This window comes from Janthinobacterium sp. SUN128, from assembly GCF_030587275.1.
Classification (GTDB): domain Bacteria; phylum Pseudomonadota; class Gammaproteobacteria; order Burkholderiales; family Burkholderiaceae_D; genus Janthinobacterium; species Janthinobacterium lividum.
In genome coordinates, this window is the sequence record NZ_JAPWHY010000006.1 from 53,029 (window position 1) to 78,138 (window position 25,110).

A 25,110-nucleotide genomic window follows, 5' to 3' on the forward strand; every position below is an offset into this window, starting at 1 on the left:
TCTCCTAGGGTTGGAGCGAATTACTGAGCAACAGCCGTCAGAGCGGACAGGAACGGGTTAGCGAACGTGTACAGCAGAGCAACACCAACGCCGATCATCGAGATAGCATCCAGCAGACCAGCGATAACGAACAGTTTGGTTTGCAGTTGTGGCATCAGTTCTGGTTGACGTGCCGAAGCTTCCAGGAATTTGCCACCCAAGATAGCGAAGCCCAGAGCGGTGCCGATTGCGGCCAGGCCGATGATGATTGCTGCTGCCAGAACGGTCATGCTTTGTACTTGTGCGATCAGAGCTTGCATAAAATTCTCCTAAATTTAAAAACGAAAGATACTAAAAAAACAAAATATAAAGTTAATGATTAATGTTTCTCAACCGCAAGGCTCAGATACACAACCGTCAACGCCATAAACACAAAAGCTTGCAAAGTTACAATCAAGATATGGAAAATTGCCCATGGACCACCCAACGCCCACTGTGCCCACCAAGGCAACAACGCGATCAAGATGAAAATCAGTTCGCCGGCGTACATATTGCCGAACAGTCGCAGCGACAGGGAGATCAGTTTTGCAACCAGCTCAACCATTTGCAGCAGGAAATTGACAGGTGCCAGGGCGATCGTGCCGATCAGGCCGCTCGCATGGAACGGTGCCGTGAACAGTTCCTTGATCCAGCCGCCCAGGCCCTTGGCCTTGATCGAGAAGGCGATCACGCACAGCACGACCGACAGCGACATGGCGAAGGTGTGGTTGACGTCGGCGGTCGGCACGGCGCGCAGTTTATGCACGCCAAACCAGCTCAGAATCTTCGGCAACAGGTCAACCGGCAGGAAGTCCATCGCGTTGAGCAACCAGACCCACACAAAAATAGTGATGGCCAGCGGCGCGATGACCTTGCTTTTCGCGTGGAAGGCCCCATTAATAGTGTCATTGACGATTTCCATGACCATTTCGACGAAGTTTTGCAACTTGCCAGGGACACCAGCCGTCGCGCGGCGCGACGCCATATAGAAAACAGCCAGGAAAACAAAGCCCAGAATGGCCGAAATCCAGAACGTATCCAGATTGATCATGCCGTCGGCACTTCTCAGGTGGGCCAGATGGTGACTGATGTATTCTGTGGCGTTGGCCGGGGCAGCATGGCCCGCTTCAATAGCGTGTTCTGTGGTCATAATGAATTTAGATTTGTCGTTTCAGAGCACAACAGGCCCCAAAACCAATGATTAAACAGCGAGCAATGAAAACCAGTATGCTAAGGTTGCCACCGCGAAACCCAAGATCAGCCATAACCAGGCGGCCGACTGAAACAACACCAGTGCCAATATAAACAGCACCGCTGTGATAAATATTTTCACCACTTCTGCGCGCAAATGCGCCCGGAATGCCTTGTTGGCGTCGCTAGAACCGCGAACCACCAGCAGGGCATACACCAGGCTACCGATGACTGCGATAGCGCCGCCGTATGCGGCGGAGCAGCCTCTGACACTGCCACCGAAAAACAGGGTGACCGTGGCAAAGCTGATAGCGATTGCTAGCTGCAATGCAACTACTTTGTAGACTGGTTTGGCAATACTTTGTTGTGAATCACTCAATTGCCAGGTTCCCAGAAAAATCTACACACGCAAAGACACGGGATTATAGTTGGCTTTGATCTATAGAGTCAAACGTTGCTGCACCGCAGCAGGGCAATTGCTGCGTGAAACTGACGCTTTACCGACTATTCGCCGCCATTTGCACCACTATATGGCAAAGTCGCTTGTCTGGCCGCTTCCAGCCGTGTTATCAAGGAATCACGTGGTGCATCTGGAAAGCATGGCCGGATTGTCCACACCCGCATGATCCCTGTCTTTGCAGCTTGCTATTTAACCACGCAAGCGGGTCAACAAACCATCGAGCACGTCAAGATCGGCAAAATCAATCACCAATTGGCCACGGCCCTTGTTGCCCATCTTGAACACCACGGGCGTGGCCAGCGCATCGGACAGCTCTTCTTCCAGGCGCGCGATGTCGCCGGACTTTTCCTTCTGCCGCGGCTCGACCGGGTTGGCCGCTTCCTCGACCGAGCGCGTCACGAGCTTTTCCGTTTCGCGCACCGACAGGCGCTTGGCCACAACCTGGTTGGCCAGGGTGATCTGGCTGGCCGCATCGACGGCCAGCAGCGCGCGCGCATGGCCCATGTCGATATCGCCGGCCATCAGCATGGTCTGCACGGGAGCGGCCAGGTTCATCAAACGCAACAGGTTCGACACGGCGCTGCGCGAGCGTCCCAGCGCAGTGGCCGCTTGCTCATGCGTAAAACTGAAGTCGGCGATCAGGCGGTGGATGCCCTGCGCTTCTTCCAGGGGATTCAAGTCTTCGCGCTGGATGTTCTCGATCAGCGCCATGGCTGCGGCGGCCAGGTCGTCCACGTCACGCACCAGCACCGGCACTTCCGTCAGGCCAGCCAGTTGCGAGGCGCGGAAACGGCGTTCGCCAGCGATGATTTCATATTTGATCAAGCCGCTCAAGGTGTCTTGCCCGATCGGGCGCACCAGGATAGGCTGCATCAGCCCTTGCGCCTTGATCGAGGCGGCCAGTTCATTCAAGGCCCCCTCGTCCATGCGCGTGCGCGGCTGGTATTTGCCGGCTTGCATTTGCGACACGGGCAAGTTCGACGGTTGATGCGTGTCCGGACTGGCAAAGTCGCCGCCCCCGCCGCCCAACAGAGCGTCGAGTCCGCGACCCAGTCCTTTTAATTTTTTCGTAGCCATGCTGTCCTAATCGTGTTTTCAGAGTAAGCGCTTACATCGAATCGTGCAGACGCTCGCCCCTTGTTTACATATGTTTGATGCGTTCGACCATCTCGGCGCCGAAGGCGATATACGCCTGGGCACCTTTCGAGCTGGGGTCGAAGGTCACGCCGGGCAGGCCGTACGATGGCGCTTCGGCCAGGCGGACATTGCGCGGGATGATGGTATTGAAAACCTTGTCGCCGAAGTGCTGTTCCAGCTGCGCCGACACTTGTTGCGATAATGTCATGCGTGGATCGAACATCACGCGCAAGAGCCCAATGATCTTCAAGTCCGGGTTCAGGTTGGCATGCACCTTCTTGATGGTGTTGACCAGGTCGGACAAACCTTCCAGCGCATAGTACTCGCACTGCATCGGGATGATCACGCCATGCGCGGCGCACAGGCCGTTCAGGGTCAGCATCGATAATGCCGGTGGGCAATCTACTAATATGAAGTCGTATTCGCCGTCCACTTCGGCCAGCGCATCCTTCAGGCGGCGTTCGCGGTTGTCCAGTTCGACCATCTCCACTTCCGCGCCGGCCAGTTCGCGGTTCGACGGCAAGACATCGAAGCGCCCCGCTTCCGAACGCTGGCGTGCCGTCTTGACATCGGATTCGCCCAGCATCACTTCATAGGTCGACGCCTTCAGGCCGGCCTTGTTGATGCCGGCGCCCATGGTCGCATTGCCCTGCGGGTCGAGATCGACCAGCAGCACGCGCTGGTTCAACTTGGCCAGACCGGCGGAGAGGTTGACGCTTGTTGTGGTTTTACCAACACCACCCTTTTGATTTGCTACACAAAAAATTTTGGCCATGTATCTTCTAGTTGTAAAGAGATGCAAACTTCATCGTGCGCCCCGGCATCTAAGTAGGTCGCAATAAATTATTGTGATTTCTGACTTCCATAACCGGCGCCCTGCGGCGTTGCCCGCTGCTAGCAGTGCCCGCACTGCGTCGCAACGGGCGCCTTGCAGCGCATCCGGCTCTGTTCGTCATAATTTCACAATAATTTCCCACGACCTACTTAGCCGAAACGATTTATACTGTTTATTTCATTTATACGATATAAATCGTTTATACGGTTTATATTATTTATACCGTATAAACCATTTATATGATTTATATCGTTTAATTTTCTGGCGTTTAAATTCTTGCTATAAAGACCAGATGACGCTCTGCATTTAGCCCTGGCACCGCGATTGCGCGTAGCTCGGTTACTTGCCATTCCGCTGGCAGTCGCTCGCGCTCGTCTGGCGGTGCCACCCCTTTCAAGGCGATGAATTGCCCGCCCTCGGCCAGCACATGGTTCGACCAGTTGACGAAGTCGGACAGGTCGGCAAAGGCGCGCGAGGTGATCACGTCGAATTTCTGCTGCACTTCCAGCTGTTCCACCCGTTTCGTGTACACGGTCACGTTGGCGAGGCCCAGTTCCGCTTTCACTTGCGTCAAGAATGCCGTCTTCTTATGCACCGTGTCGATCATCGACACCTTCACATCGGGCCGCGCGATGGCCAGGACCATGCCCGGCAAGCCGCCGCCGGCGCCCACGTCGAGCACATTCTTTGCATCCGCGAACGCCGGCACGGCGGCCAGCGAATCGAGTACGTGCAGGGTCAGCATCTGCATGGGATCGCGCACCGACGTCAGGTTGTACACGCTGTTCCATTTGGCCAGCAAGGCCAGGTAATCGAGCAGTTTTTCCGTCTGATCCGCGCTCAGGTCGAGCCCCAGCGCGGCGATGCCTTCATTCAAAATCTGGGCCAGTGCGGCCCGGTCAAACTGCTTCATTCAACAACCTCGTCCTTTAAAGTGGTGGTCTGCGCGGCACCAAAACCGCGCTTTTTCAGGTGCACCAGCAGCAGCGAAATCGCCGCCGGCGTCACACCCGAAATGCGCGATGCCTGACCCAGGGTTTCAGGGCGCTGCTTGTCGAGTTTTTGCCGCACTTCGACGGACAGCGCGCCGATATCCAGATAATTGAAACCTTCCGGCAAGGCCAGGTTTTCATAGTGTTCGTGGCGCTCGATTTCCTTGCTCTGGCGCTCGATGTAGCCCGCATATTTGAGCTGGATTTCCACCTGCTCGCGCACGGCGGGGTCTTCCACGCCGGGGCCCGCCAGGGCCTGGCCTTCCATGCCCGTCATGCTCATCAGGGTGTCGTAGGCCACGTTCGGGCGGCGCAGCAAGTCCGCCAGCGAATACTCGCGTTCGATAGCCTGCCCAACGATGCGTTCCGATTCGGCGGCCGCCAGGATGCGCGGGTTGACCCACGTGGAACGCAGACGCTCGAGCTCCAGCGCCACCGCTTCGCGCTTCGTTTCAAACGCTTGCCATTGGGCGTCGCCCACGCAACCCAGGGCACGGCCGATTTCCGTCAGGCGCATGTCGGCATTGTCTTCGCGCAGGCTCAAACGGTACTCGGCGCGGCTGGTAAACATGCGGTACGGTTCCTGCACGCCCTGGGTGATCAGATCGTCGACCAGCACGCCCAGATAGGCCTCGGAGCGGCCCGGTACCCAGGCTTCCTTGTCCTGCGTCAGCAAGGCCGCATTCAGGCCCGCCAGCATGCCTTGCGCGGCCGCTTCCTCGTAGCCCGTGGTGCCGTTGATCTGGCCGGCAAAGAACAGGCCGGCGACGGCCTTCGTTTCCAACGAGGCCTTCAAGCCGCGCGGGTCGAAATAATCGTATTCGATGGCGTAGCCGGGGCGCAGGATATGTGCATTTTCCATGCCCTTCATCGATTGCACGAGGGCGATCTGCACGTCGAACGGCAGGCTGGTGGAAATGCCGTTCGGATAGAACTCGTGCGTCGTCAAGCCTTCCGGCTCGAGGAAGATCTGGTGCGATTCCTTGCCCGAGAAACGGTGGATCTTGTCTTCGATCGAGGGGCAATAACGGGGGCCCACGCCCTCGATCACGCCCGTGTACATGGGGCTGCGGTCGAGGCCGGCGCGGATGATGTCGTGCGTCTGGCTATTCGTGTGCGTGACCCAGCACGGTACCTGGCGCGGATGCATGGACGTGTTGCCCATCACGGAAAACACGGGCACGGGATCGAGATCGCCTGGCTGTTCTTGCATCACGGAAAAGTCGATCGTGCGGCCATCGATGCGCGGCGGCGTACCCGTTTTCAGGCGGCCCTGCGGCAGTTTCAGCTCTTTCAGGCGGGCCGACAGCGAGATGGCGGGCGGGTCGCCGGCGCGGCCGGCCGAGTAGTTATTCAAGCCCACGTGGATCTTGCCGTCGAGGAAAGTGCCAGCCGTCAGCACCACGGCGCGCGCGAGAAACTTCAAGCCGATCTGCGTCACGGCGCCGACGACACGGTCGCCTTCGACGATCAGATCATCGACGGCTTGCTGGAACAGCCACAGGTTAGCCTGGTTTTCCAGGCGCGTGCGGATGGCGGCCTTGTACAAAATACGGTCGGCCTGGGCGCGCGTGGCGCGGACTGCCGGGCCTTTCGAGGAGTTCAGGATGCGGAACTGGATGCCGGATTCGTCGGTGGCAATCGCCATCGCGCCGCCCATGGCATCGACTTCCTTGACCAGGTGGCCCTTGCCGATGCCACCGATGGAAGGGTTGCACGACATCTGGCCCAGTGTCTCAATATTATGCGTGAGCAATAGCGTCTTCTGCCCCATGCGGGCGGAAGCGAGGGCCGCCTCGGTACCGGCGTGACCACCACCGACAACGATGACGTCGAATTCTGTAGGAAATAACATGATAAATAGGTAACAGTGCAAGTAAAAATGCGGGATGAGAGCTCCGATTATAGAGTCTTTTTGCAAGCGCAACCTTGCGCAGCGCATTTTTTGCTTAATTTTTACTCAGCAGGGGCAAGTCAACGACGATTTATGTTTCACGTGGAACACGCAGCGCGGTCAGGCAGAGGGCTGCGGTAGCGTGAAATGTTTGCTACAATTGCCGCATCGTCCGCCAACGTGACCACGCCAGTGGCCAGCGGGACGATCATCCAGGAGGACGGCCTCCCCCATCATGGGAACACACCGGGACGGCCCGCTCTGTATAAGGAGCCGCCATGGCCTGGATACTTTTACTTATTGCCGGCATGTTTGAAGTCGTGTGGGCATACTCGATGAAACTCTCCGAGGGTTTCACCAAACTCACCCCCTCCGTTGTCACCATCGTCATGATGATCGCCAGCTTCGGCTTGCTGTCGCTTGCCATGCGCACCCTGCCCCTTGGTACGGCTTATACGATCTGGACCGGCATCGGCGCCGTCGGCGCCTTTATCGTCGGCATCGTATTTCTGGGCGAGCAGCTCAATACCATGCGCGTATGCGCCGCCGTCCTCATCGTGTGCGGCATCGTGCTGATAAAACTGTCGTCCAGCCACTGAGAGGAATCCCCATGCTTCTCGAAAACTATTTCCCCGTCCTCCTGTTCATTCTGATCGGCATCCTGGTCGGTATCGTGCCCATGCTGCTGGGCCGCACGCTGGGACCGCACAAGCCGGACCCGCAAAAACTGTCGCCGTACGAATGCGGCTTCGAAGCGTTCGGCGACGCGCGCATGAAGTTCGACATCCGCTTCTACCTGGTCGCCATTCTCTTCATCCTGTTCGATATCGAGGTGATCTTCCTGATGCCGTGGGCGGCCAACGTGAATGAACTCGGCTTGCCCGGTTTCTGGGCCGTCATGGGTTTCTTGAGCATACTGGCCATCGGCCTGGCCTATGAATGGAAACGCGGCGCGCTGGAGTGGGAGTAGTCCCCGCTTTTTGTTCCACGTGAAACAGGCGCGGGGCGGGAAAGCGGAGTAAGCTGGGCTTCTGCCATCATTGTCAGGAGACTGCATGTCCGCCTTCCAGTTCCGCACTGTGCCGCACCTGATCGTTGAACCGGGCGCCGCCGCCCAGCTGGGTGCGCATATCGCCCATCACTTCCCCACCGTGCGCCGCGCCCTGCTCGTCACCGATGCAGGCTTTTTGCGCACGGGTCTGGCCGATGCTTCCTTGCACAACCTGCAGGCGGCCGGCATCGAGGTCCACGTCTTTTCCGAAGTGCAAGCCGATCCGCCGGAAGCCATCGTATTGGCAGGCGTGGCCCAGGCCCGGATGTTTCACGTGGAACTGATTATCGGCCTCGGTGGCGGCAGCTCGCTGGACGTGGCCAAGCTCATCGCCGTGCTGGCACCGGGCCACCAGGAACTGGCCCAACTGTATGGCATCGGCAATGTCCACGGCCAGCGCCTGCCCCTGGTGCAATTGCCGACCACGGCCGGCACGGGCTCGGAAGTGACGCACATCGCCATCGTCACCACGGGCGCCACCAGCAAGATGGGCGTGGTCGCGCCGCAGCTGTATGCGGACCTGGCCATTCTCGACGCCAGCCTGACCCTGGGCTTGCCGCCCGCCGTGACGGCCGCCACCGGCATCGATGCCATGGTGCATGCGATCGAAGCGTACACCAGCCGGCTGTTGAAAAACCCATTGTCCGACATGCTGGCCACGCAAGCCTTGTCACTGCTCTCCAGCAACCTGGTCACTGCCTGCCGCGATGGCAGCAACTTGCCGGCGCGCCAGGCCATGCTGCTGGGCGCCATGCTGGCCGGCCAGGCGTTTGCCAATGCGCCCGTGGCCGCCGTGCATGCGCTCGCCTATCCCATCGGAGGACTGTTCCACGTGCCACATGGCTTGTCGAATGCGCTGGTGCTGCCGCACGTGCTGCGTTTCAATCTATCCCATGCGGCGCCCCTGTATGCGCAACTGGCAGCCGTCCTGCAACCTGGCATCACGGGCAGCGAGGAAGCGCGGGCCATGGCCCTGATCGACGCCCTGCAGGAGATTGCCCTGGCGACGGGCATCGCGCGCACCCTGCGCGAAGTGGGCATCGCGGCCAGCGACCTGGACCGGCTGGCCGATGAAGCCATGCTGCAGACGCGCTTGCTGGGCAACAATCCCCGGCCCGTCACGCACAGCGATGCGCGCGCCATCTATGCTGCCGCACTGTGAGACAGCAGACGGAATCAGCCAACCCGTCCGCCTACACTAGCACCATGACACCTCCCGACATCCCGATTCATCCTGACGCCACCAGCTTTCCACACGGTGCCTGTGCAGGCTGCCACGACAGCGCGCCGCTGCCGTTTGCCTTCGAGTATGCCTATCAACCCATCGTCGACCTGGCCACGCGCAGTATCTATGCGCACGAGGCGCTGGTGCGCGGGCCCAACGGCGAAAGCGCGGCCAGCGTGCTGGCGCAAGTCAACGACGCCAACCGCTACCGCTTCGACCAGGCTTGCCGCGTCAAGGCCGTGGCCGGCGCAGCCAAGCTGGATATGCCGGGCTTTCTGTCGATCAACTTCTTGCCCAACGCCGTCTACCGTCCCGAAGTGTGCATCCGCAGCACCCTGGAAGCGGCCACCTTGCACCGCTTCCCCACCGATAAAATCATCTTTGAAGTGACGGAAGGCGAACGGGTGCAGGACCGTCCCCATCTGGTCGAGATCTTCCGCGCCTATCGGCGCTTCGGTTTCCAGACGGCCATCGATGATTTCGGTGCCGGCTATGCGGGCTTGAACCTGCTGGCCGAATACCAACCCGACATCATCAAGATCGACATGGACCTGGTGCGCGGGATCGATATGCAAGCGCCACGCCAGGCGATCGTGCGGGCCATCGCCAGCCTGTGCCGCGAGCTCGGTATCCGCGTACTGGCCGAAGGTATCGAGACACGCGCGGAGCGCGATTTCTTGGCCAGCTGCGGCATTTCCCTGATGCAGGGCTACTGGTTTTCCAAGCCTGTCTTCCAGGGACTGGGCCACATCCCCGATACGGCCTGGGAATAAAAACGGCCACGTGAAACGTGGCCGCAAGTTCCACAAGCGATACCGCCTAGTTGGGAATGTCGACGACTGTCCCCGTCACGCTGATGACATTGCCGGGTGCAGGCTCCGTGGCGATCGCTGGCACGTTGACATTCGTGATCAGGGTTGTCGCATCGGCGCGCGTCACCGTGCGCACCACCTGCGATGGCGGCAAGGCTTGCTTGGCATTCAAGTGCACATACATGGCATCGAGCGCCCGGTTCAGGTACACGTGCAGCGGCACGATCAAGGTCGGCAAAGCGCTGCTGAAGGAATCGAAATGGTTGGCGTTCGTCACCTCGATATAGCGCAGGCGGCTATTGCTCCCTTCCCCGGCTGCGTTCAGGCCAAGATAGGCGCGCGAAGCGTGATTGGCAGGAATCAGGGTATCGCTGCGGCCATGTACGATGATGGCCGGCTTGCCATTCAATTTTCCGCTGGCCGCGACCTCCGCCATGCCAGCACGCACGCGCACGCTTTGCCCGGCCAGCGTACCTTGCAAATTGGCGCCGCTGACGGTATCGCGCCCCGTCGCCAGGCTGCGCAGGCACAGGAAGCCGTCGAGTGACTGGTCCGCCAGGCCGCTGGAAGACGACACGCCGGCCGTGTACACCCTGGCACCGCCCACGCTGTTCTCGTACACGACGTTGCCGAGGATGCCGTTTTGCGCGGCAAAGCTGGCCGCCTTCTGCGCCGACGTGAATGCGACCGGATTGCCGCTGAGATCCGTCTGCGCAAACGTGAAACCGCACACCTTGTCCGTGACGGAGAATTTGCCGTAGGCATACGCATACGTGACGGCCACGAGGATATTCGTGCCCGCGTGTGCCGCCTGCAGCGGATCGGAATCCAGCAGCCAGCCATACGCGCGCAAGCGCTGCTTCGCGTCCGCCTGCTGCGCGGCCAGGTCGGCACCGTTCAATAAACCCTTGCTGACCAGCGCCGTGCAGCGTCCCGCATTGCCGGCCACGGAAGCGATGCACGGCTGATACAGGGCCGCATAGGTGGCGTAGTCGAACAGCGCACGGCCGGGATTGGCGACTACCGCCCCGCCCTGGCGTACGCTGTAGGCGCTTGACGCCGCCGGCTGGATCTGCGGCTCGCTGGCCGCCACGCCGCTGATCAAGCCCTTGGTATCCTGTTCCGCCGCCAGCAAGGCCGAGCCGGCGCCGTTGGAAATACTCGAGGCAATCGTGATGGTGTTCTTCGGCGTCAGCCGCACGATGCGCGCACTGCCGTCGCGGGCCAGCACGCCGTAGCGCTCGTTCAAGACGTAATACGCCATCTCGACCGCCTGCAAGGTGACCTTGCCCCAATCCTTCTCGGGATTCTGCTGCGAGTGCGCATGCTTGAAGGCGATGCGGTTCGGGTTCGCGCTGGCCCAGGCCAGGCGGTCGGCGTCGCTCAAGTCGGGCGCGAAGAGCGCATTCTTGCCGGCGACCACCCTGCCCGCGCGCACGCCGTTTTGCAGGTTGACGCTGTCGTCCTCGAACACGTACAGGCCCGTGCCGGAGCCCTTGTCGGCATACGCCACGGCGCAGCCCTTTTTCAAGCCCCATTCACCCGAGCTGCCGATGGCGCCGTAAATGCCGCGCGAGCCGCTGGACGTGCCCGTGACGATGCAGGCATGGTCGGGATCGAAGCTGGCCGGCACCTGCACCATCAAGGTGACATTCTTCTTGCCCGAGCCATCGTCGGCATAGGCGATGTATTCACTGCCCGCGACCAGGCCCTCGCCCGTGCCCACGTTCCCGGACGCATCCACGTTCGGTCCGTACAGGGTGCCGTAGCCGCTGTTGGCGGCAATGTCGAGTACGGCGCGGTAATTGGCGTAGATGGCATTGCGGCGCAGTTCGAGCGGCGTCGGTTGTTCCACGTTCGCATACGCGGGCGTTGCTCCCGCCAGCCCCGTCTTGCCGAGGCCAGCCGTCAGCAGATCATTGCTCTTGCCATCGTAGTCGGCCCGCGTGATGGTGCCCAGGTAAGCGGGCATCTGGTTCAATTCTTCCGGCGCATGGTTGCTGCCGCAGGCTGCCAACGCCAGCAAGGTGCACAGGCTGCTCCCCGCGCGCGTGATCGTCGTTTGCATGGTGGTTCTCTCCGTTGAAGTAACAGTGGACGCACAATGAAAAACGCCGGACGATCCGTCCGGCGTTGCTTGAAAATCAGACCGCGGCCTTGGCAGCCCTGCCGCCGAAGCGCGCGATGGCTTCGCCGACAATGCCGCGCCGGAACATCAGTACGCAGATGACGAAGATCACGCCGGTGACCATGCCTACCGATTCGCCCAGGGTGCCGAACCACTCGATGCCCGTGTGCGTGGCCAGATAGGTACCAACATCGCCCAGCTTGTTTTCCAGCGCGATGATCAAGACGGCGCCGAGGATGGGACCGGACAAGGTGCCCATGCCGCCTACCAAGGTCATCAGCACGACCAGGCCCGACATGCCCCAGTACACGTCGGTCAGGGTTTCAAAGCCCAGCACCAGGGTCTTGGTGGCGCCGGCCAGCGCGGCCAGCGAAGCGGACAGCACGATGGCCATCAGCTTGTACTTGTTGACGTCGTAGCCCAGCGAGATGGCGCGCGGTTCGTTTTCCTTGATCGCCTTGAGGACCTGACCGAATGGCGAGTGGATGGTGCGCACGATCAGGGCGAAGCCGGCGACAAAAATGGCCAGCACGACGTAGTACAAGACGGTGTCATTGCCCAGGTTTATCGTGCCCAGCAAGGTTCCACGTGGAACACCCTGCAAACCATCCTCGCCCCCCGTAAAGGGCAGACGCAAGGCCAGGAAGTACACCATCTGCGCCAGCGCCAGGGTGATCATCGTAAAGTAGATGCCCTGGCGGCGGATCGCCAGGCCGCCGATCACCAGGCCCAGCAAGGCGCCCGTGGCGACGCCGGCCAGCAAGCCCAGTTCCGTTGGCCAGCCCCAGGTACGCAGCGCGTAGCCGGTGACATAGCCGGCGCCGCCGAAGAAGGCCGCATGGCCGAACGACAGCAAGCCGGTGTAGCCGATCAGCAAGTTGAAAGCGCAGGCAAACAGGGCAAAGCACAGCAACTTCATCAGGAAGACGGGATAGCCGTAAAACGGGGCCGCCAACGCCAGCAGCAAGGCAATGGCGTAGCCTACATTCTTATTCATCGTGGTAGCTCCAATACATGACTGATGAGGATTACTTTTCTTTGCCGAACAGGCCGGCGGGACGCAGCAGCAGCACGATGACCATCACGACGAACACCACGGTGGCAGAGCCTTCCGGGTAGAACACGCGGGTCAGGCCCTCGATCACGCCCAGGCCCAGGCCCGTCAGGATGGAACCCATGATGGAACCCATGCCGCCAATCACCACCACGGCAAACACGACGATGATCAGGTTCGAGCCCATCAGCGGCGAGACCTGGATGATCGGCGCCGCCAGCACGCCGGCGAAACCGGCCAGCGCCACGCCGAAGCCGAACGTCAGGGTTACCATCAGCGGCACGTTGATGCCGAACGCTTCCACCAGTTTCGGGTTTTCCGTGCCGGCCCGCAGGTAGGCACCGAGCTTGGTTTTTTCGATGACGAACCAGGTAGCCAGGCACACGGTGAGCGAGGCGATCACCACCCAGGCGCGGTAGTTCGGCAGGATCATGAAACCCAGGTCCGTCGCGCCGGCCAGCGCTTCAGGCACGGCATACGGCTGGCCCGAGACGCCATAGAAGGAGCGGAACACGCCTTCCATGATCAGGGTGATGCCAAAGGTCAGCAACAAGCCATACAGGTGGTCGAGTTTATACAGCCAGCGCAGCATGGTCTTTTCGATCAGGATGCCGACCAGGCCGACGAGGATCGGGGCGATGACCAGCATGGCCCAGTAACTGATGTCGAAATAGCTGAGGCCCATCCAGGCCAGGAAGGCGCCCATCATGTACATGGCGCCGTGCGAGAAATTAATCACATTAAGCAAGCCGAAGATAACGGCCAGACCGAGGGACAACATGGCATAGAACGAGCCGTTGACAAGACCCAGCAGCAGCTGGCTCATCATCGCTTGTATTGGAACGCCGAAAATTTCCATGGCATCACAGTATAAAAAGCACCGCCGGACGACGGTGTGGTATCAAGGGAAACACGCCGCCGTAAACGGGTGCGGCGGCGCAAGGCGTACCCTGCGGGCGAAGCGTGCAGGACAGAGCGCCCGCGCAGCGGCGGGTACTCTGTGGAGGTTGCTACAGCGTTATTTCCACAACGAACACTTCGACTCGGCCTTGGTCACATACGCTTGCGCACCGGGCACGGTGGCGACCACCTTGTAGTAATCCCATGGATACTTCGACTCGGATGGCTTCTTGACTTCCATCAAATACATATCGTGCACCATGCGGCCATCGGGACGCACTTCGCCATTCTGGGTAAACATGTCGTTGATCTTGGTCTTTTTCAGGTAAGCCATGACTTTCTCGGTGTCATCCGTCCCCAGCGCCTTGACGGCTTTCAGGTAGTTCGCCGCGGCCGAATAGTCGGCCGCCTGCAACATCGACGGCTCTTTCTTCATCTTGGCGAAATAGCGTTTCGACCAGGCGCGCGTGTCCGCATTCAAGTCCCAGTACCAGCCATCCGTCAGGTACATGCCTTGCGTCAGGTTCAGGCCCAGCGAATGGATGTCATTGATGAAGATCAGCAAGCCGGCCAGTTTCATCGATTTCGTCAGGCCGAACTCGTTGGCCGCCTTGATGCTGTTGATGGCGTCGCCGCCCGCATTGGCCAGACCGAGGATTTGCGGCTTGGACGATTGCGCCTGCAGCAGGAAGGAAGAGAAATCCGAGGCGCCCAGCGGATGCTTGACGCTGCCCAGCACCTTGCCGCCGGCCGCCTTGACGACCTCGGCCGTGTCTTTTTCCAGCGAATGGCCAAACGCGTAGTCGGCCGTCATGAAGTACCAGTTCTTGCCGCCCTGCTTGACGATGGTGCCGCCCGTACCGCGCGCCAGCGCCACCGTGTCGTAGGCGTAGTGCACGGTGTAAGGCGTGCACTCTTCATTCGTCAGGCGCGAGGAACCGGCGCCGATGGCAATGAAGATTTTTTTCTTTTCCGCCGCGACCTTGGCCATGGCCAGGCTGGCGCCGGAATTTGTGCCGCCGATCAGCATGTCGACGCCCTGCTGGTCGAACCATTCGCGCGCCTTCGAGGCGGCGATGTCGGCCTTGTTTTGATGGTCGGCAGAAATGAATTCCACCTTTTTGCCGGCCAGCACGACGCCGGCATCGGCGATCGCCATCTTGATGGCTTCCGCGCCGCCGAGGCCGTCGACGTCGGAATACACGCCCGACATGTCGGAAATAAAACCGATCTTGATCGTGTCGCCCGATACCTGGGCGTGCGCGGCGGCGGAAAAGCCCAAGGCGCAAAGAGTGGCGGTGGCAATGGCGATAGCGTTACGTTTCATAGTGTCTCCGTTGGGATTATTGTTTGCTATTCAGTCGATTGCTGGACGATAACGCGTACCAGATGTACGCGTACTACATGGGGACTACACGCCAAGCAGCTCGGTCAATACCGGCATCTTGGCCTCCAGTTCGGATGCAGCAAAAGTCTCGACGATCTGACCGTGCTCCATCACATAAAACCGGTCCGCCAGTGGCGCGGCAAACCGGAAATTCTGTTCCACCATGACAATGGTGTAGCCCTTCGCTTTCAGGGTGGTGATCATGCGCGCCAGCCCTTGCACGATGACGGGCGCCAGGCCTTCGGAAATTTCATCGAGCAGCAGCAGGCGCGCGCCCGTGCGCAGGATGCGCGCCACGGCCAGCATCTGCTGTTCCCCGCCCGACAGGCGCGTGCCCTGGCTGTGGCGGCGTTCCTGCAAGTTCGGGAACATGGCGTAGATTTCTTCCACCGACATGCCCTTCTCGCCGCTGGCCAAGGTCGGCGGCAGCAGCAGGTTTTCCTCCGTCGACAGCGAGGAAAAAATGCCGCGCTCTTCGGGACAATACCCGATGCCCAGGTGGGCGATTTTGTGCGTGGCCAAACCTATCGCTTCGACACCGTTGACCTTGATTGAGCCCGTGCGCGCCCCCGTCAGCCCCATGATGGCGCGCAAGGTGGTGGTGCGGCCGGCGCCGTTGCGGCCCAGCAAAGTCACCACTTCACCCTGCTCCACTTTCAAGTTCACGTCATGCAGGATGTGCGATTCGCCATACCAGGTGTGCAGCTGTGCAATTTCCAGCGCGGGTGCGCCGCGATTCGCTTGTGTCGCCATCAATGCGCCCCTTCCAGTTCCGCGTGGGTGGTGCCCATGTACGCTTCCATCACTTGCGGATTGCGCGACACTTCCGCGTAACTGCCTTCGGCCAGCATGGCGCCGCGCTGCAGGACGGAAATCTTGTCGCAGATGCCCGAGACCACGCTCATATTGTGTTCCACCATCAGAATCGTGCGGCCAGCCGACACCTTTTTGATCAGTTCCGTCACGCGATGCACGTCTTCGTGGCCCATGCCTTGCGTCGGTTCGTCGAGCAGCATCATTTCCGGCTCCATCGCCAGGGTGGTGGCAATTTCCAGCGCCCGCTTACGCCCGTACGGCATGTCGACCGTGATGGTGTCGGCAAATTCCGTCAGGTCGACCTCGGCCAGCAAGGCCATGGCGCGGTCGTTGAGCTGATTCAGGGAACGTTCGCTTTGCCAGAAGTGGAACGACGTGCCCAGCTGGCGCTGCAAGCCGATGCGCACATTTTGCAACACCGACAAATGCGGGAAGACGGCGGAAATCTGGAAGGAACGGATCACGCCCATGCGTGCGATCTGGGCCGGTTTGGCGGCAGTGATATCTTTCCCATTGAACAGGATCTGTCCTGAAGTGGGGACCAGGAATTTGGTGAGCAAGTTAAAACACGTGGTCTTGCCGGCGCCGTTCGGACCGATCAAGGCGTGGATATGGCCCCGCTCTACCTTCAGGTTCACCTCGCTCACAGCGGTGAAACCCTTGAATTCCTTGGTCAAATTTCTTGTTTCCAAGATTACGTTTGACATCGTGTCTCCTAGTTGTACTTTTTGTACTACTTAGTCATTTTTATAATACACAACTTAAATTTAACGCACAATACAGTATAACTACGGGGATTTTGCGCCAGCCCGAATGGCGCAAACTCGCGCCTTTACCCAGCTATTTCCTGCTATTTCCAGGCCGCGTGTATCATTTGCGCCGCTTTTTCCCCGATCATCACGGTGGGCGAGTTCGTGTTACCAGAAGTAATGTACGGCATGATCGATGCATCGACAACGCGCAAGCCAGCCACGCCGATCACGCGCAACTGGCTGTCGACCACGCTGGATCCATCGCTGGCCAGGCCCATGCGGCAAGTACCCACCGGGTGGAAGATGGTGGTACCGATCTGGCTGGCCGCCTGCGCCAGCTCTTCCTGGCTCTGGAATTGCACGCCGGGCTTGTATTCCTGCGGCGCAAACTTACTTAACGCCGGCGCGGCAACGATGGCCCGCGTCAGCCGCAAGGCGTCGGCCGCCACTGTGCGGTCCTGCTCGGTACTCAGGTAATTGGGCACGATTTTCGGCGCCGCATAGCTGTCGGCCGAGGCGATCTGCACATGGCCGCGCGAAGTGGGCCGCAAATTGCAGACGCTGGCCGTAAACGCGGGAAACGCATGCAAGGGCTCGCCGAATTTGTCCAGGGAGAGCGGCTGCACGTGGTATTGCAGGTTCGGCGTGGCTTGCTGCGGATCGGACTTGGCGAATGCGCCCAGCTGCGACGGCGCCATCGACATGGGCCCGCTCTGGAACAGCGCATACTGCAAACCGATCTGCATCTTGCCCAGCATATTGCCCGCCATGATGTTCAGGGTTTTCACGCCCTGGACTTTGAATACCATGCGCAGCTGCAAATGGTCTTGCAGGTTGCCGCCCACGCCAGGCGAGTCCAGCACGGGCGCAATGCCATGCTGCTGCAGCAAGCTGGCCGGGCCGATGCCGGACAATTGCAGCAATTGCGGCGAACCGATGGCGCCCGCCGTCAGCAAGGTTTCCCGCCGGGCTGTCGCCTGCCACTGCGTGCCGCCGCCCGTAAATACAATGCCCGTGCAGCGCGGCCCCGACTCCGTCGTTTCCAGCAGCAATCGTTCCACGTGGCAGCCCGTCATGATGGTCAGGTTCGGGCGGCGCGATGCCGGTTTCAGGAACGCTTTCGAGGTATTCCAGCGGATGCCGCGGCGCTGGTTGACGTCGAAATATGCGCTGCCGCTATTGTCGCCGCCATTGAAATCGCTGGTTTTCGGGATGCCGACCTGCTGCGCCGCATCGCGGAACGCGTTCAGGATATCCCACGACAAGCGCTGTTTTTCCACGCGCCACTCGCCGCCGACGCCATGGTTTTCCGACGCGCCGCCGTAGTAATCCTCGCTTTGTTTAAAGAGCGGCAAGACCTTGTCCCAGCGCCAGGAAGCGTCGTCCGTCAAGTCGGCCCAGTGGTCGTAATCGCCGGCCTGGCCGCGCATATAGATCATGCCGTTGATGGAAGAGCTGCCGCCCAGCACCTTGCCGCGTGGATAGATCAGGCTGCGCCCGCCCAGGCCAGCGTCCGCCTGCGTGGAATACAGCCAGTCCGTGCGGGGATTGCCGATGCAATGCAGATAGCCAACGGGGATGTGGATCCACACGTAATCGTCCTTGCCGCCCGCTTCCACGAGTAAAACGTTGGCATCCTTGTCGCGTGTGAGCCGGTTGGCCAGCACGCAACCTGCCGTGCCGCCGCCCACGATGATGTAGTCGTATTCGCCTGCCGATTCCAATGAAGCTCCTTTCGGTATGCCATCAAGCTGTCGCGCGGCGTGTCTCCCCACCGCGATCCGCTACCAGAGTCTGTATTCGTTCATGCATGCATGGCTGCTGAGCCGCCTTGAGATTACCACCAGTGCCGGGCCAGGGCGACATTAATCGTGGCCAGCGATATGAGCGAGCGTCACGGCAAGCTCAAAAACAGGGTCATCAAGCTGTGGATAACCGTATGGATATCCACAGGTACGATATGTGCGTAAACGAAAATTTTTTTGGACGCCTTTTTTTATCCCAAAACCATCCCAGGCAGATACACCCCTTACTCAGCGTTTATCCGCACGCCAAGCGATTGTTTACAAGGATAAATCGGGACTTATCCACAGAAGATGTGCCCGTTAACTACTATTACTATTCTTGTATACGAACTTGTTAAGGTAAACCCGACAACGCGCACTTTGCCTGCCCTTCGTCTTTGAAAGGGTTCGCAAGCTTGTCTTCAAAAAAAAAGCCGACGAGCGGCTTTGCTGACAAAAAAATTCGAGCCAACAACTGCGCGACGAAAACCGGTGTGGCCAACATCACGCGCACAGCACTGCCAAACCGTTTTGCAAAATGGGAACGTCAACAGGCTTGAGCGGGCACAGTGCCAGCAAGCGGTTCGATATGAAAAAGAGGGGGAATTTGAGACGATTGTGGATAAGTCACTTGATATCCACAGGATGACTTGTGAGTAAACACGAAGTTATGCGCAGGCCCGCATTTTATACAATTTTGCTCCTCGCGTGATACAGCGATTATGCACGCTTTATTTTGCGCGTAAACGATTGATCCTGTTGAAAAAAAGCGACTTATCCACAGAAAAAAACGCGTTTACTATTACTACTATTTTTATATATAGATCTATTGTAAACCGATAAAAAAAGCGGAAGTCCGGGGATATTTCCCAAAAGCATGCAAAAAACGTCAAAAAAAAAGCCAACGGCGACATCGCGACCCACTGCAAAACCGTCTTCCAGGAATCACCTGGATGCGAAGGTCCGTGAAAGAACAACGTTCGTGGTTGCTCAACCTGGATTGCCAGGCAAGGATCAAGGCAGACGAAGCACGTCAACCATGCCACTACAGCAAGAAAAACCATGATTTTTGCTTGCTGCTGTGGATAAGTGCCTGCATATCCACAGGATGAGATGTGGGAAAAGTCGATCTTTGTCCACAGCCCGATTTTTATCCCAAACAAGTCCTTGCTGGATACAATGCTTGTGCGCCTACTTTTTTGAGCGCCAAGCCGATGATTCTTATACGGTATACCGACTTATCCACAAAAAAATGGCCGTTTACTATCACTACTATTTTTATGTATACATCTTTATTTAAAGCACAGAGACAAACGCGAACGGTGGAAAAGTTGCCGAAACGGCTGTTTTCACCGTGTAAACCGTTTTGCAATCCCCAAAAACCTGTAAAAACAGCATGAATTCACACAAAAAAATGCGTTTAGGCATCATCAGTGCCTTGCACGAAGAACAGCAGGGGCTCGTAGAAGCCATGCAAGGCCCCCAGAGGCGTTCACACGGCATGCGCGACTACACCCTGGGAACCCTGTGGAATATCGACGCTGTGTGCGTCCTGTCGCGTCTGGGCAAGGTTGCCGCTGCCATGACAGCTTCTATCCTTGTGGAAAAGTACGGAGTTACCCACATCGTCTTCACCGGCGTGGCCGGCAGCGGGGATAAACGCGTGAAAGTCGGCGATATCGTGGTGGCCGAAGCGCTGTTGCAGCACGATATGGACGCCCGCCCCCTGTTTCCCCGCTTCGAAGTGCCGCTGACAGGCTTGCAGCGTTTTGCCACGGACCTGGAATTGAGCACGCAACTGGCTGGTGCAGCCGAAGATTTCTTGCGTGACGATGTCTCCAGCGTGCTCAAGGCAGCGCATATCGTGGAATTTGGCTTGCAGCACGCACAGGTCCACCGCGGCCTGATCGCCAGCGGTGACCAGTTCATCAGCAGCGCCGCGCATGTGAACCAGCTGAAAGAAGATATCCCCGACCTGCTGGCCGTCGAAATGGAAGGCGCCGCCGTGGCGCAAGTGTGTTTTGAACTGGGCGTGCCGTTTACCGTCATGCGAACCATTTCCGACAATGCCAACGAAGAGGCGGCAGTCGACTTCATGCGTTTTGTGCAGACCGTCGCCTCGCCGTATGCGTTGACGGTGATCCAGCAATTGTGCCAGCGTCTGGCTGGCTGATTTTTCAGCTAGCGTGCATAAAAAAAGGGCAGAACCACTGGTTCTGCCCTTCTTATTTCAATAAAGGAGCCTGAAAAATGTTCAGGGCTAGGCGCCTTGCCGCAGGCAGTACGAATGTACGGCCAGGCAAGGCAACAACGCCATGGACTTTTTCTCGGGTTCCTTTAGACGCTGAGCATCATCAGGCTGGCATTTCCACCGGCCGCCGTCGTATTCACGCACAGCGCCCGCTCAGCGACCAGGCGCCACAGGGGGATGACACCCTCCTGCGTGGTGGCGATGGTGGCCACCAGGGCCCCTTCCCGTGCCGCCAGCAGCGGTTTGAGCTGGCCATCGAGGCTAGGCTCGATCATGGCGATCTGGAAATCATGCTTGACGGACTCCAGGCTGCTGACGACCTGGATGCGATCCTTCAGCGCGGCCGGCAAGTCGCCGGGAATCAGATCCGGCGCTTGCGCCAGCACCAGGGCCTGGTTACCGGTGGCCAGGACGGCGGCCAGCTGGTTCATCAAGGTGCCGGACGTGGCCGCCGCACACAAGATCGTGCCCCGCGCGGCAAAGCTCAGCGTATTGCGCTCGCCGGTCGGGCCTGGCAAGACGGTGGTGCTGCCCAGCAAGGTGGTGCGCGCATAGTCCTGTGCCAGTTGCTCGACCTTGTCGTGGCCATGCATCTTCGCCCACACGGTCAGCGCATCCAGGGCCGGTGGCGCCTGGCGCTGGTGTTGCGCGCCGGCCGGTGCATTGCGCTGCAGGCGTTTCAGGTACAGGGGGCCACCGGCTTTCGGTCCCGTGCCCGATTTGCCTTCGCCGCCGAACGGTTGCACGCCGACGACGGCGCCGACGATATTGCGGTTCACATAAATATTGCCCACATGTGCGCGCTTGGTGATGAAATCGATGGTTTCATCGATGCGCGTATGGATGCCCAGGGTCAAACCGTAACCGCTGTCGTTGATCGATTGCACCAGTTGCGGCAAGTCGGCCCGCTTGTAGCGGATCACATGCAGCACGGGGCCGAAGACTTCCTGCGTCAATTGCGCCAGCGACTTGATTTCCAGCACGGTCGGGGCGACAAACGTGCCTTTGACGGTCGGCAAATCGAGCGAATAGTGGTCGATGGCCATGGTTTTCATCTTGTTGATGTGCGCCAGCAGATTGCCTTGCGCTTCCGCATCGATGACGGGACCGATATCGGTCGCCAGGCGGTCAGGATTGCCAACGCGCAATTCCTGCATGGCGCCCTTGAGCATATGGATGGTCTTGTCGGCGATTTCCGTTTGCAGGAACAGCACGCGCAAGGCCGAGCAGCGCTGGCCGGCGCTGTCGAAAGCGGACGACATCACGTCCTGCACCACTTGCTCCGGCAAGGCGGACGAATCGACGATCAGGGCGTTCTGGCCACCCGTTTCGGCGATCAGGGGGATGTCGATGCCTTCGGCCACGGCGCGGGTGGCCAGGTTGCGGTTGATCAATTGCGCCACTTCCGTCGAACCCGTGAAAATCACGCCTTTCACGCGCGCGTCATTGCACAGGCCGGCACCAACGACTTCGCCGCTGCCGGGCAAGAATTGCAGCGCGCCCCGTGGGACGCCCGCCGCATGCAGCAATTGCACGGCGCGGTGGGCGATCAGCGGCGTCTGCTCGGCCGGCTTGGCCAGCACCACGTTGCCTGCGGCCAGGGCGGCGGCCAGCTGGCCAGTAAAGATGGCCAGCGGGAAGTTCCACGGACTGATGCAGGTGACGGGACCGAGCGCCAGGGTATTCGGCGCGTGTTCCACCTGCGTCGCGTAGTAGCGCAGGAAGTCGACGGCTTCGCGGATTTCCGCGATCGCATTCGGCAGGGACTTGCCCGCTTCGCGCACGGCCAGGGCCATCAGCTCGATGTGGTGCTCTTCGAACAGGTCGGCCGCGCGCTGCAAAGCTTGCGCGCGGATCGACGGCTCTGTCGTTTGCCAATCCATGGCATACGCGCTGGCGCTGGCCAGGGCCGTTTCCACGTCGGCTTGACCGGCTTCCATGACCTTGCCCACGACGTCGTCGTGCTGGGCCGGGTTGTGCAGCATGTGCGTGGGGCCGTTCAGGCTGACGGCGCCATCGATCAGCGGCGCCGCCTGCCACGTCTGCTGCTGCGCCAAGCCCGTGGCCAGGGTGCGCAAAGTGTCTTCATTCGACAGGTCCAGGCCGGCCGAGTTCCTGCGTTCGCTGCCAAACATGTCCAGCGGCAGCGGAATCGACGGGTGCGGCAAGCCGCCCTGCAGGCGTGCCTGTTCCAGCGGATCGCGGATCAGGCTATCGATGGCCACGCTTTCGTCGACGATCTGGTTGACGAAGGACGAGTTGGCGCCGTTTTCCAGCAGGCGGCGCACCAGGTAGGCCAGCAGGGTTTCATGCGAGCCGACAGGGGCGTAGATGCGGCACGGCTTGTCGAGGTTGTCGGGGCCGACGACCTGGTCGTACAGGGTTTCGCCCATGCCGTGCAGGCACTGGAATTCGTAGTCGGTAATGCCGTCGCGTTTCGCCCAGGTGTAGATGGTCGACAGGGTTTGCGCGTTGTGGGTGGCAAATTGTGGATAGATCAGGCTGCTGGCGGCCAGCAGTTTTTGCGCACACACGAGGTAAGAGACGTCCGTGTAGACCTTGCGCGTGTAGACGGGATAGCCTTCCTGGCCATCGACCTGCGCGCGTTTGATTTCCGCATCCCAATACGCACCCTTCACCAGGCGCACCATGAACTTGCGGCCGCTGCGGTGCGCCAGGTCGATCAGGTAATCGATGGCAAACGGGCAGCGCTTCTGATACGCCTGCACCACGTAGCCGATGCCGTCGAAGCCGGCCAGATCCGCATCGAACGCCAGTGCTTCCATCAGGTCGAGCGACAGTTCCAGGCGGTCCGTTTCTTCCGCATCGATGTTGAAGCCGATGTTGTACTGTTTTGCCAGCAACAGCAACGCTTTGACTTTCGGCAGCAATTCTTCCATGACGCGGGCGCGCTGGGCGCGGCTGTAGCGCGCGTGCAGGGCCGACAGTTTCACGGAAATGCCGGGGCCGTTCTTGATGCCGCGCCCGTTCGACGCCTTGCCGATGGCATGGATCGCCGTTTCGTACGAGGCGTAGTAGCTGGCCGCGTCCTGCTGCGTCAGGGCCGCCTCGCCCAGCATGTCGTACGAGTAACGGTAGCCGCGCGTTTCATTCTCGCGGCTGTTCTTCAACGCTTCTTCGATGGTCTGGCCCGTCACGAACTGGTTGCCCAGCATGCGCATGGCCAGGTCGACGCCCTTGCGGATCAGCGGCTCGCCGCCCTTGGCGATGAGCTTGGTCATGGCCGAACCGAGGCCCGATTCGCTGCTGGTGCTGACCAGTTTTCCCGTAATCAGCAAGCCCCAGGTGGCGGCATTGACGAACAGCGATGGCGATTCACCCAGGTGCTTCTTCCAGTCGCCCTTGCTGATTTTGTCGGCGATCAGGCGATCGGCCGTTTGACTGTCGGGTATACGCAACAGCGCTTCAGCCAGACACATCAATGCAACACCTTCTTCCGACGATAGCGAGAACTCGTGCATCAGTGCATCGACGCCCGATGCGCGTGTGCGTTTTTGGCGCACGTTCGAGACCAGGCGGTGCGCCAGCGCTTGTCCTTCGGCTGTCGTTTCGGTGCTGCTGGGGCGCACTTGTTGCAACAGCCACTGCACGGCGGAAACCTCATCGCGCCTATAGGCGGAGGTGATGGCGGCGCGTTGTGGTGTCGCTTCGGGCAGGATTTCTGCCTGGAACGCAGCAAAAGGAATCGGGGTAAAAGCCGAGGGGCCTGCAGGGTGCATAAGTGCTCTTTACAAGGAAAAAGGGACGAAAACTGACGTAATTCTTGCTCTTTTTTGGTGCAAAAAAATACAGAAAGTCGGACGTTAAGATGATTCGATTGTAAAGGGGATTCTTATGGATTAATTCTGGTAATACAGGGGACTAGCAATAGATAGTTTTTGATGCGACAATTTAACCAAATAATATTAATTTGGGGGTGATAGGAATGCTGGACAAGATCAGTAAGAAAATCTTGATGGAATTGCAGAGCGATGGACGCATCAGCAATGTGGAGCTGGCCGCGCGCGTGAACCTGTCGCCGGCGGCCTGCCTGGAGCGCGTGCGCAAGTTGCACGAATCCGGTTACATCATGGGCTATACGGCCCAGTTGAACCCGCAGCTGCTCGACGTATCGCTGCTGGTGTTCATCGAAGTCGTGCTTGATCGCACGACACCGGAAGTGTTCGATGCCTTCAAGCATAGCGTACAAATCATTCCAGAGGTACTGGAATGTCATATGGTGGCCGGCGGTTTCGATTACCTGGTTAAGGCGCGCGTCAAGGATATGGCCGCCTACCGCGAATTCCTGGGCAAGACGCTGTTGCAGAAAGGTGTGCGGGAAACCCACACTTATGCCGTCATGGAAGAGGTCAAAAACACCACCAAATTGCCAATTAAGTGACCTTGGTGTAGCCGCCCTACT

21 protein-coding genes are annotated in these 25,110 nt (G+C 59.4%); 6 read left to right on the forward strand and 15 right to left on the reverse strand.

The genetic code is table 11. The features are described 5' to 3' along the window. Positions 1-20 precede the first annotated feature (20 nt). The 7 genes from atpE to mnmG all read right to left on the reverse strand — a co-directional run bounded on the left by atpE (position 21) and on the right by mnmG (position 6,488). Positions 21-299, reverse strand: a complete 279-nt coding sequence (gene atpE, locus O3297_RS26370; protein WP_034752695.1) for a F0F1 ATP synthase subunit C — start codon at positions 297-299, stop codon at positions 21-23. A 59-nt stretch (positions 300-358) separates the two neighbouring features. Continuing rightward, positions 359-1,168: a F0F1 ATP synthase subunit A gene (gene atpB, locus O3297_RS26375; RefSeq protein WP_046681851.1), complete on the reverse strand. Its 810-nt coding sequence runs from the start codon at positions 1,166-1,168 to the stop codon at positions 359-361. A 51-nt stretch (positions 1,169-1,219) separates the two neighbouring features. Beyond that, entirely contained in the window at positions 1,220-1,588 is a 369-nt protein-coding gene (locus O3297_RS26380; protein WP_305050876.1) for an ATP synthase subunit I, read from the reverse strand. A gap of 270 nt (positions 1,589-1,858) precedes the next feature. Next, positions 1,859-2,746, reverse strand: coding sequence for a ParB/RepB/Spo0J family partition protein (locus tag O3297_RS26385; protein WP_034783839.1), 888 nt, complete (start codon positions 2,744-2,746; stop codon positions 1,859-1,861). 64 nt (positions 2,747-2,810) lie between these two features. Further along, positions 2,811-3,581, reverse strand: a complete 771-nt coding sequence (locus O3297_RS26390) for a ParA family protein (protein ID WP_034752687.1) — start codon at positions 3,579-3,581, stop codon at positions 2,811-2,813. 328 nt (positions 3,582-3,909) lie between these two features. After that, positions 3,910-4,554: a 16S rRNA (guanine(527)-N(7))-methyltransferase RsmG gene (gene rsmG, locus O3297_RS26395; RefSeq protein ID WP_070257826.1), complete on the reverse strand. Its 645-nt coding sequence runs from the start codon at positions 4,552-4,554 to the stop codon at positions 3,910-3,912. After that, positions 4,551-6,488, reverse strand: a complete 1,938-nt coding sequence (gene mnmG, locus O3297_RS26400; protein WP_099389712.1) for a tRNA uridine-5-carboxymethylaminomethyl(34) synthesis enzyme MnmG — start codon at positions 6,486-6,488, stop codon at positions 4,551-4,553. Before mnmG ends, rsmG begins: the two co-directional genes overlap by 4 nt. A gap of 317 nt (positions 6,489-6,805) precedes the next feature. Here mnmG and sugE point away from each other — a divergent pair, with 317 nt between their 5' ends. The 4 genes from sugE to O3297_RS26420 all read left to right on the forward strand — a co-directional run bounded on the left by sugE (position 6,806) and on the right by O3297_RS26420 (position 9,576). Further along, positions 6,806-7,126 carry a quaternary ammonium compound efflux SMR transporter SugE gene (gene sugE / locus O3297_RS26405; protein ID WP_305050877.1) on the forward strand — a complete coding sequence of 107 codons (321 nt, stop codon included), beginning with the start codon at positions 6,806-6,808 and terminating at the stop codon, positions 7,124-7,126. Positions 7,127-7,137: 11 nt separating this feature from the next. After that, positions 7,138-7,497, forward strand: coding sequence for an NADH-quinone oxidoreductase subunit A (locus O3297_RS26410; protein WP_034783844.1), 360 nt, complete (start codon positions 7,138-7,140; stop codon positions 7,495-7,497). A gap of 85 nt (positions 7,498-7,582) precedes the next feature. Next, positions 7,583-8,740: an iron-containing alcohol dehydrogenase gene (locus tag O3297_RS26415; RefSeq protein WP_305050879.1), complete on the forward strand. Its 1,158-nt coding sequence runs from the start codon at positions 7,583-7,585 to the stop codon at positions 8,738-8,740. Positions 8,741-8,784: 44 nt separating this feature from the next. Then, on the forward strand, positions 8,785-9,576 hold the full coding sequence (locus O3297_RS26420; protein ID WP_305050881.1) for an EAL domain-containing protein: 792 nt from the start codon (positions 8,785-8,787) through the stop codon (positions 9,574-9,576). A gap of 46 nt (positions 9,577-9,622) precedes the next feature. On the opposite strand, the gene O3297_RS26425 is transcribed toward O3297_RS26420, so the two are convergent. The 7 genes from O3297_RS26425 to O3297_RS26455 all read right to left on the reverse strand — a co-directional run bounded on the left by O3297_RS26425 (position 9,623) and on the right by O3297_RS26455 (position 18,376). Beyond that, entirely contained in the window at positions 9,623-11,683 is a 2,061-nt protein-coding gene (locus O3297_RS26425) for a 3-hydroxybutyrate oligomer hydrolase family protein (RefSeq protein ID WP_305050883.1), read from the reverse strand. 76 nt (positions 11,684-11,759) lie between these two features. Next, positions 11,760-12,740: a branched-chain amino acid ABC transporter permease gene (locus O3297_RS26430; protein ID WP_151091985.1), complete on the reverse strand. Its 981-nt coding sequence runs from the start codon at positions 12,738-12,740 to the stop codon at positions 11,760-11,762. A 31-nt stretch (positions 12,741-12,771) separates the two neighbouring features. Next, a complete protein-coding gene (locus O3297_RS26435) occupies positions 12,772-13,656 on the reverse strand; it encodes a branched-chain amino acid ABC transporter permease (RefSeq protein WP_034783850.1) in 885 nt (294 codons plus the stop codon). Positions 13,657-13,815: 159 nt separating this feature from the next. Continuing rightward, positions 13,816-15,024 (reverse strand): ABC transporter substrate-binding protein, encoded by a 1,209-nt coding sequence (locus O3297_RS26440; protein ID WP_092609614.1) that lies wholly within the window; start codon positions 15,022-15,024, stop codon positions 13,816-13,818. 84 nt (positions 15,025-15,108) lie between these two features. Beyond that, a complete protein-coding gene (locus O3297_RS26445) occupies positions 15,109-15,837 on the reverse strand; it encodes an ABC transporter ATP-binding protein (RefSeq protein WP_034783852.1) in 729 nt (242 codons plus the stop codon). Next, positions 15,837-16,607, reverse strand: coding sequence for an ABC transporter ATP-binding protein (locus tag O3297_RS26450; protein WP_034783853.1), 771 nt, complete (start codon positions 16,605-16,607; stop codon positions 15,837-15,839). Before O3297_RS26450 ends, O3297_RS26445 begins: the two co-directional genes overlap by 1 nt. Positions 16,608-16,750: 143 nt before the next feature. Next, positions 16,751-18,376: a GMC family oxidoreductase gene (locus O3297_RS26455; protein WP_305050888.1), complete on the reverse strand. Its 1,626-nt coding sequence runs from the start codon at positions 18,374-18,376 to the stop codon at positions 16,751-16,753. Positions 18,377-19,850: 1,474 nt separating this feature from the next. Here O3297_RS26455 and O3297_RS26460 point away from each other — a divergent pair. Continuing rightward, a complete protein-coding gene (locus O3297_RS26460) occupies positions 19,851-20,609 on the forward strand; it encodes a 5'-methylthioadenosine/adenosylhomocysteine nucleosidase (protein ID WP_170846417.1) in 759 nt (252 codons plus the stop codon). Positions 20,610-20,773: 164 nt separating this feature from the next. On the opposite strand, the gene putA is transcribed toward O3297_RS26460, so the two are convergent. After that, on the reverse strand, positions 20,774-24,427 hold the full coding sequence (putA, locus tag O3297_RS26465; RefSeq protein ID WP_305050889.1) for a trifunctional transcriptional regulator/proline dehydrogenase/L-glutamate gamma-semialdehyde dehydrogenase: 3,654 nt from the start codon (positions 24,425-24,427) through the stop codon (positions 20,774-20,776). A gap of 206 nt (positions 24,428-24,633) precedes the next feature. Between putA and O3297_RS26470 the strand changes: the two genes are divergently transcribed. Continuing rightward, positions 24,634-25,089: an Lrp/AsnC ligand binding domain-containing protein gene (locus O3297_RS26470; RefSeq protein ID WP_010393827.1), complete on the forward strand. Its 456-nt coding sequence runs from the start codon at positions 24,634-24,636 to the stop codon at positions 25,087-25,089. Positions 25,090-25,110: the final 21 nt, after the last annotated feature.